6 protein-coding genes are annotated in these 6,108 nt (G+C 44.7%); 3 read left to right on the top strand and 3 right to left on the bottom strand.

The genetic code is table 11. The features are described from left to right. Window positions 1–183, bottom strand: a 183-nt coding sequence (locus tag H6S82_RS33005) for a hypothetical protein (RefSeq protein ID WP_206756871.1), incomplete at its 3' end; no start/stop codon positions are given. Here H6S82_RS33005 and H6S82_RS14795 point away from each other — a divergent pair. Both H6S82_RS14795 and H6S82_RS14790 read left to right on the top strand, forming a co-directional pair. Further along, window positions 170–709: an NTP transferase domain-containing protein gene (locus H6S82_RS14795; protein WP_206756870.1), complete on the top strand. Its 540-nt coding sequence runs from the start codon at window positions 170–172 to the stop codon at window positions 707–709. The two genes, H6S82_RS33005 and H6S82_RS14795, sit on opposite strands and share 14 nt — an antisense overlap. Before the next feature lie 66 nt (window positions 710–775). Next, window positions 776–1,603, top strand: a complete 828-nt coding sequence (locus H6S82_RS14790) for a class I SAM-dependent methyltransferase (RefSeq protein WP_190473689.1) — start codon at window positions 776–778, stop codon at window positions 1,601–1,603. 32 nt (window positions 1,604–1,635) lie between these two features. Here the strand turns inward: H6S82_RS14790 and H6S82_RS14785 are convergent, their stop codons facing one another. Further along, on the bottom strand, window positions 1,636–2,886 hold the full coding sequence (locus tag H6S82_RS14785; RefSeq protein WP_190473687.1) for a CHRD domain-containing protein: 1,251 nt from the start codon (window positions 2,884–2,886) through the stop codon (window positions 1,636–1,638). A 267-nt stretch (window positions 2,887–3,153) separates the two neighbouring features. Then, window positions 3,154–4,536, bottom strand: a complete 1,383-nt coding sequence (locus H6S82_RS14780; RefSeq protein WP_190473685.1) for a cytochrome P450 — start codon at window positions 4,534–4,536, stop codon at window positions 3,154–3,156. A gap of 568 nt (window positions 4,537–5,104) precedes the next feature. Here H6S82_RS14780 and iscB point away from each other — a divergent pair. Beyond that, the coding region (gene iscB / locus H6S82_RS14775) for an RNA-guided endonuclease IscB (RefSeq protein ID WP_191056361.1) at window positions 5,105–6,108 on the top strand (1,004 nt) is incomplete at its 3' end.

The raw sequence follows: 6,108 nt of genomic DNA, 5'->3' as shown, positions 1-6,108 counted from the left end.
TGTTAGTATCTGCGCCGAATTAATCAAAGTTCGTCGCGGCGGAACAGGGCGATCTTTATCAGAGCAAATACACTCTATTAAGTAACTAAATTTAATTCTCATGAATACTGATTTCTTTTCTCCCCCGCGATACTTCGCGATCGTTCTAGCAGCAGGTAAATCCCGCCGAATGGGTGTTTGCAAGGCTTCTCTTCCTTGGCTGGATGGCAAAACTTTACTATCTTACCAAGTAGAACAATTTCTGCTGGCAGCGATCGCACCTGTGGTAGTGCTTGGGCCACATAATAGCGATCGCCAAAAAGATTGTCCCCCCAGCACCAAGGTTATTATCAATCCCGACCCCAGCCAAGGCAAAACCAGTTCTATCTTAACCGGATTGCAATTAATTCCCAAAAATGTGCAAATTTTGGTTATCTCAGCAGTCGATCAACCCAGACCGACTGCAATTTACCAAAAATTATTGCAATTCCAAATCAGCAACGCTGCCATAATTACCGCACCGACTTATAAAGGTAAGTTAGGACATCCTTTATTTTTTGCCAACCAAGCGTTACCTTACTTACAAAATATTCGAGAAGAAAGTTTTGGATTGCGCCAAATCGTGCAAGATTTTTATCCAGAAATCCAGAAAGTTGAATTCGATACGCCAGTTGTGATTGCCGATATCAATACTCCCGCAGAATACCAAAGGCAGTTAGATTTATATTAGGATTGACAATCAAACGTTCTGGATGTATATTAAAAATTTGTTTATAAGTATAAGCTCTAATTAACTATGATAAACGCTAGCGATCGCGTCAATGCTTTTAAAGAATTTGAATATGAGGGATGGCAGAAATCAGTAGAAAAATATCATTCTTCTTTTGGCAATCTCACCAAACAAACCATCGCTCCTCTGCTCGATGCTGTCGATGCTGGTGGGGGTAAGAAATTGCTCGATATTGCCAGTGGCCCTGGCTACGTAGCGGCGGCAGCATTTCAAAGAGGATGGCAAGTAACTGGGGTCGATTTTGCAGAAGCGATGGTGGCGAAAGCAAAAGAACTACATCCCCAAATCGAATTTCAACAAGGCGATGCGGAATCTTTAGCTTTTGCAGACTCTCAATTTGAAGCGGCGGTGATGAATTTTGGCATCTTGCATTTAGCGCAGCCAGAAAAAGCGCTGAGCGAAGCATTTCGGGTTATTCGCAGCGGCGGAAAATTTGCCTTTGCTGTCTGGGAAAAGCCAGAACATTGCGTCGCATTCCAAATCATGCTGCCAGCGATCGAAACTTATGGCGATGCCAAAGTTGCGCTCCCAGAAGGGCCACCCTTTTTCCGATTTAGCGATCGCGATCGGTGCATCGATTCATTACAAACTGTAGGCTTTAAAAATGTTGCCGTGCAGACAGTTCCCATGCAGTGGGAACTAGCCGATGGCAACGAACTTTTTGATGCTTTTTATGAAGGCACGGCTAGAACGGGCGGTTTGCTGAGAGTTCAAGATAGTAAATCTCTGGAAAATATCCGCGCCGCCGTCAATCAAACAACCTTAAACTACATCACAAACAACAAATTACTTTTGCCAATGGCGGCGCTAGTGGCATCCGGAGAAAAGCCGTAATTCGATAAGGTGGGCAATGCCCACCCGACAATCTAAACGAAAATAAAAGAATTACTTCCCAAAGTCAAATCGGTAACTCCTTGCACAATTCCTACCAGCTCGTTTTGACCGGATGACACAAGGAAGATACCCGTTCCTGTCGGTAAATTACCTCCAGATGCAGCCAACGTATAGTTATTAGCCGCACCGCGCAGCTGGATGACATCCTGCCCAGCTTTGAAGTCAGTAATTAGAGCGTAGTCGTTTAGGCCGGCATCGGCATCATTACCATCGTTGTAGTAAAACACATTGCTTTTTCCCAGTAAAAATCGATCGACTCCATCTCCCCCACTCAGGGTATCTATCTCCCCCAATCCAGGACTGGCACTGCTGCCATCAACGCCACCAAGGGTATCGTCTCCCAAGTCGCCGCTGAGGGAATCGTTGCCAAGGCTACCGATGAGGAAGTCATTATCTTTACCGCCGTAGATGGTATCGTTGCCTGCGTTCCCATCTAGGGTGTCGCTGCCTTCATTGCCAAATAACAAATCGTCTCCCTTCCCGCCAGCGAGATTGTCCGCCCCCAAGTTGCCGATGAGAACGTCATTACCTTCATTGCCGAAGAGGAAGTCATCGTCTTTACCGCCGTAGAGGGTATCGTTGCCTGCACCTCCATTCAAGGTGTCGCTGCCTTGATTGCCGTTAAACAAGTCGTCACCGCCACGGCCAGAAAGACTGTCATTATTCCCTTTGGCAAATAGGGTGTCGTCTCCCTCACTGCCCACGAGATTGTCCGAGACGTCCGTTCCTTGAATGACAATGCCTGTCGTGGCAGCGATTTGGCCGCGAATTTCACCACCGGGGAAGGCATTGCTATGCACATTGAAGTACAGTGTTGTGTCTGCACCTGGGCCAGCGCTTTTGAGCTGGTTGGCAAAAGTACTCAGTGGCTGCTTGGCTGTGTCGGTTTGTTCCCAAATGCCGGTGATGGTTATCGTGCCATCCGGATTAATCGCTGCTATCTGATCGTCTTTATCGTCAACAGGAAAAATATTGAAGACAACAGGGCCGTTGACACCACGAGGCGCAGTATGGAAGTGCGCCATCGTCACATCATCCGCTGTGTTCGGAGTCTGAGGCGCTAAGCCCAACAAAGGCCCAAAGTCCAAGCCTCTAATGTTTAGGGTGTATGTCAAGGCATTGCCGGCGTCGTTGAGTTCCACACCGGCAAAACCGATCGCTTTAGACCCGGTGGGAGCTGGTTCTTGGTCGCCAGTCAAGGATGCTTTGAATATGTTAGCCATGTAAAGAATTTTCCTTTTCGTCTTCAGATGTTGACCCTTTTGGACTTTTAACCTGGAACGATGGCAGTTGGGTTTCCCTATTGCTCAACCTAACCGACAATTCTTGTTAGAAATATATTGGATTCTCAAGGATATTTCAAATAAAATTTAACTCATTTGAAAAAACAAAGTGCGATCGCATTGGCTGATTTTTTTCATCTCTCTTCAGGATGAGTTTTTTACAGCCGCAGATGATGCGATCGCACTCTCTAAATTTTCAGATAAAAATTAAGTGCGCTGACCTTTAAGAACCAGGCGCACACCCCCCACAGGTGCCATAGTAATGCCCCTGCGTGCAGCTACAACCGGGCGATTAACGGCAAGAGACAGTTCCAATTTTGACAGAATTGTCGCCAGTACCAGTTTCATTTCAAACATAGCAAATGCCATGCCAATACAGCGACGGTTACTACCGCCAAACGGCAAGAACTCATAAGGCGAGTATTGACGTTCCAGAAAACGTTCTGGCTTAAAACGTTTCGGTTCTGGATATAAATCCTCGCGATGGTGAATCAAATAAATGCAGGGAGATAGCATTGTGTTCGGTTCAAAGCGATAGCCCATAATTTCTACAGGCGCTTTTGTAATGCGCGGTAAAGTAAACAAAAGCACCGGGTAAATTCGTAATGTTTCCGAACAGACAGCATTAAGATAAGGAAGTTTAGCGATCGCGTTTGCGTCTGGATTTTCACCGAGAGTATCTAACTCTCTCAATAGTTTTTCCCGGACTTCCGGCTGACGGTGAATCCAGTATAATGCCCATGCCAAAGCTGTTGCTGTAGTTTCGTGACCTGCAAACAGCAACGTCATCAATTCATCTTTTAATTCCTCATCTGTCATCGGCTGACCTTCTTCATCGCGAGCTGACATCATTAAGGTGAGAATGTCTTCGCCAGATAAGTCATTTTTAGCCCGACGTTCGCGAATTTCAGCGTAGAGAAGTTCGTTAATTTGCTGTTTTAACCGCAGGAATTTTCCCCACGGACTCCACGCGCCTAAATCTTTTTGCAGCACTTCCAGAAACACAAAGCTAGACCGTAAAGGAGAACCGGTAGTATCCAGCAGCAAAGTCAGGAGTTGCCTTAGTTTTTCGTAACGCTCTCCTTCATCCAGACCGAAAATTGTGCGTAGAATGACTCGCAGGGAAATTTCTTGCATGGATGAGCGAGCTTCAAATGGTTTGTCGATCGTCCATTTACTCATCACTTCTTCCGCAATATCGCAGACGATATCACCGTATGCTTTCATCCGTTCGCCATGAAAGGGAGGAATTAAAAGTTTTCTTTGGCGCTGGTGATATTCGCCATCATGCAGTAACAGGGAATAATTGCCGAATAAAGGCTGCAAAATTTTGTTTGCTTCCCCAGAATTAAACAGTTTGGGATCGGCGGTAAAAATTTCTTGAATTGCTTGGGGATTGGCGATTACTACTTGTTTGGGAAAGCCTGCAAATTCAGCCGTATAGATGTCGCCGTATTCCTGAAAGGCTTTTTCTAGATACTTTATAGGCCAAAGAATTCCCCGGAATGTTTGTAAAATTCTGGGAACTTTTACGCTCTGAAGCTGTTTGGCTATTGGTTCGCTTTGACGATTTTCTTGTAATGTTACCATGTTTAATTCTCCTACTGTTGAGTAGTGGGTAGTTAAATAACCGCTGACTACTGACTACTGACTACTGACTACTAACTACTAACTACTGACTACTTTCAGTGTGTATGTGCGATCGCATTTGCGCCAGTAAAGATAAAGGCGTTAAGCTGCTAACTTAACATAACTTTACTGTAGTTGCGGCTGGGATTTGCGTACATAGGAGCAAACTTTGCTACCAGCGCACACCGCGCACATTTTTTGGAAATCTATATCGTCCAAAAAGAGCTACACGAACTCCAGCTTTGTGAGCTATCTTACTTAAAGTCAGCCAAAGTGCCGCCACAGTCAACTACCCACACTGACCTAACGGTACAGTGTGGGCTTGCGGGAAATCGTAAGCCCTGTTGACCAGCCTAAGTTCTTGTTAAGAACTACGTTATTCGGGTCACGACACCTTTAAATGCTTGCCAGTTTAAAGCTCTGTCGTCTGGAGTTAAACAAGTCATAGGGAAAAGCTAGTGCTTCAGACAAGAGCAAGCCCGAATAACATTGGCGAGGCAAACCTAACCATTTATTGAGAGATGCAGTAATGCGTGTTTTCGTATTAGACAAAAACTTACAACCTCTTGACCCATGCCATTCAGCAAGGGCAAGAGAACTACTCAAAAAAGGGAGAGCCAAAGTTTTTCGACGCTATCCTTTCACCATTGTTTTACAGGACAGAACCGTAGAAGATTCTGTTACCCATTCCCACCGAATCAAAATCGACCCAGGCAGTAAAGTTACTGGAATTGCCGTAGTTCAAGAAGAAACTGGCAGAGTAACAAACGCTTTAGAAATTACTCACCGAGGACAGCAGATCAAAAATGCTCTCTTGTCTCGGAGAGCCTTAAGACGAGGAAGGAGAAACAGAAAGACTCGTTATCGTCAACCCAGGTTTCTTAACCGCACTCGCAAAAAAGGATGGCTTCCGCCATCCTTGGAAAGTCGAGTTATAAATATTGAAACTTGGGTAAGAAGGCTGAGAAAACTTTGCCCAATTACTGTTATTTCTCAGGAATTAGTGAAGTTTGATACCCATAAACTGCAAAATCCAGAAATTGATAGTATCGAATATCAAAGAGGCGACTTGTTTGGCTTTGAGGTGAAAGAATACCTGTTACATAAATGGGGGAGAAACTGCGTTTATTGCGGCGCTGAAAATATACCATTAGAGGTAGAACACATTTACCCCAAATCAAAAGGAGGAAGTAATCGGATTAGTAACTTAACTTTGGCTTGTCGTAAATGTAATCAAGCTAAAGGGGATAGACCAATCGAACAATTCCTAAAGAAAAAGCCGGAACTTCTCAGGAAGATTTTGGCACAAGCTAAAGCACCATTAAAGGATGCAGCAGCAGTTAACTCAACTCGATGGGAATTGTTTAGGAGACTGCAAAATACTGGTTTGCTTGTTGAAACTGGAACTGGTGGCACGACTAAGTTTAATCGCAAAATTAGAGAGATTGAAAAATCTCACTGGGCTGACGCGGCTTGTGTTGGTCAATCCACTCCTGAGAAACTATTACTAAAAGGAGTTAAGCCATTTTTGGT

It is taken from the genome of Planktothrix sp. FACHB-1355 (assembly GCF_014748295.1).
Classification (GTDB): Bacteria; Cyanobacteriota; Cyanobacteriia; order Cyanobacteriales; family Aerosakkonemataceae; genus Aerosakkonema; species Aerosakkonema funiforme_A.
This window is presented reverse-complemented; position numbering and strand designations above follow the sequence as displayed.

Bases quoted from the DNA above. Each gene is read 5' to 3' on its own strand.
- H6S82_RS14780 (WP_190473685.1), bottom strand. From the start codon at position 4,536: ATGGTAACATTACAAGAAAATCGTCAAAGCGAACCAATAGCCAAACAG.
- H6S82_RS14795 (WP_206756870.1), top strand. From the start codon at position 170: ATGGGTGTTTGCAAGGCTTCTCTTCCTTGGCTGGATGGCAAAACTTTA.
- H6S82_RS14785 (WP_190473687.1), bottom strand. From the start codon at position 2,886: ATGGCTAACATATTCAAAGCATCCTTGACTGGCGACCAAGAACCAGCT.
- H6S82_RS14790 (WP_190473689.1), top strand. From the start codon at position 776: ATGATAAACGCTAGCGATCGCGTCAATGCTTTTAAAGAATTTGAATAT.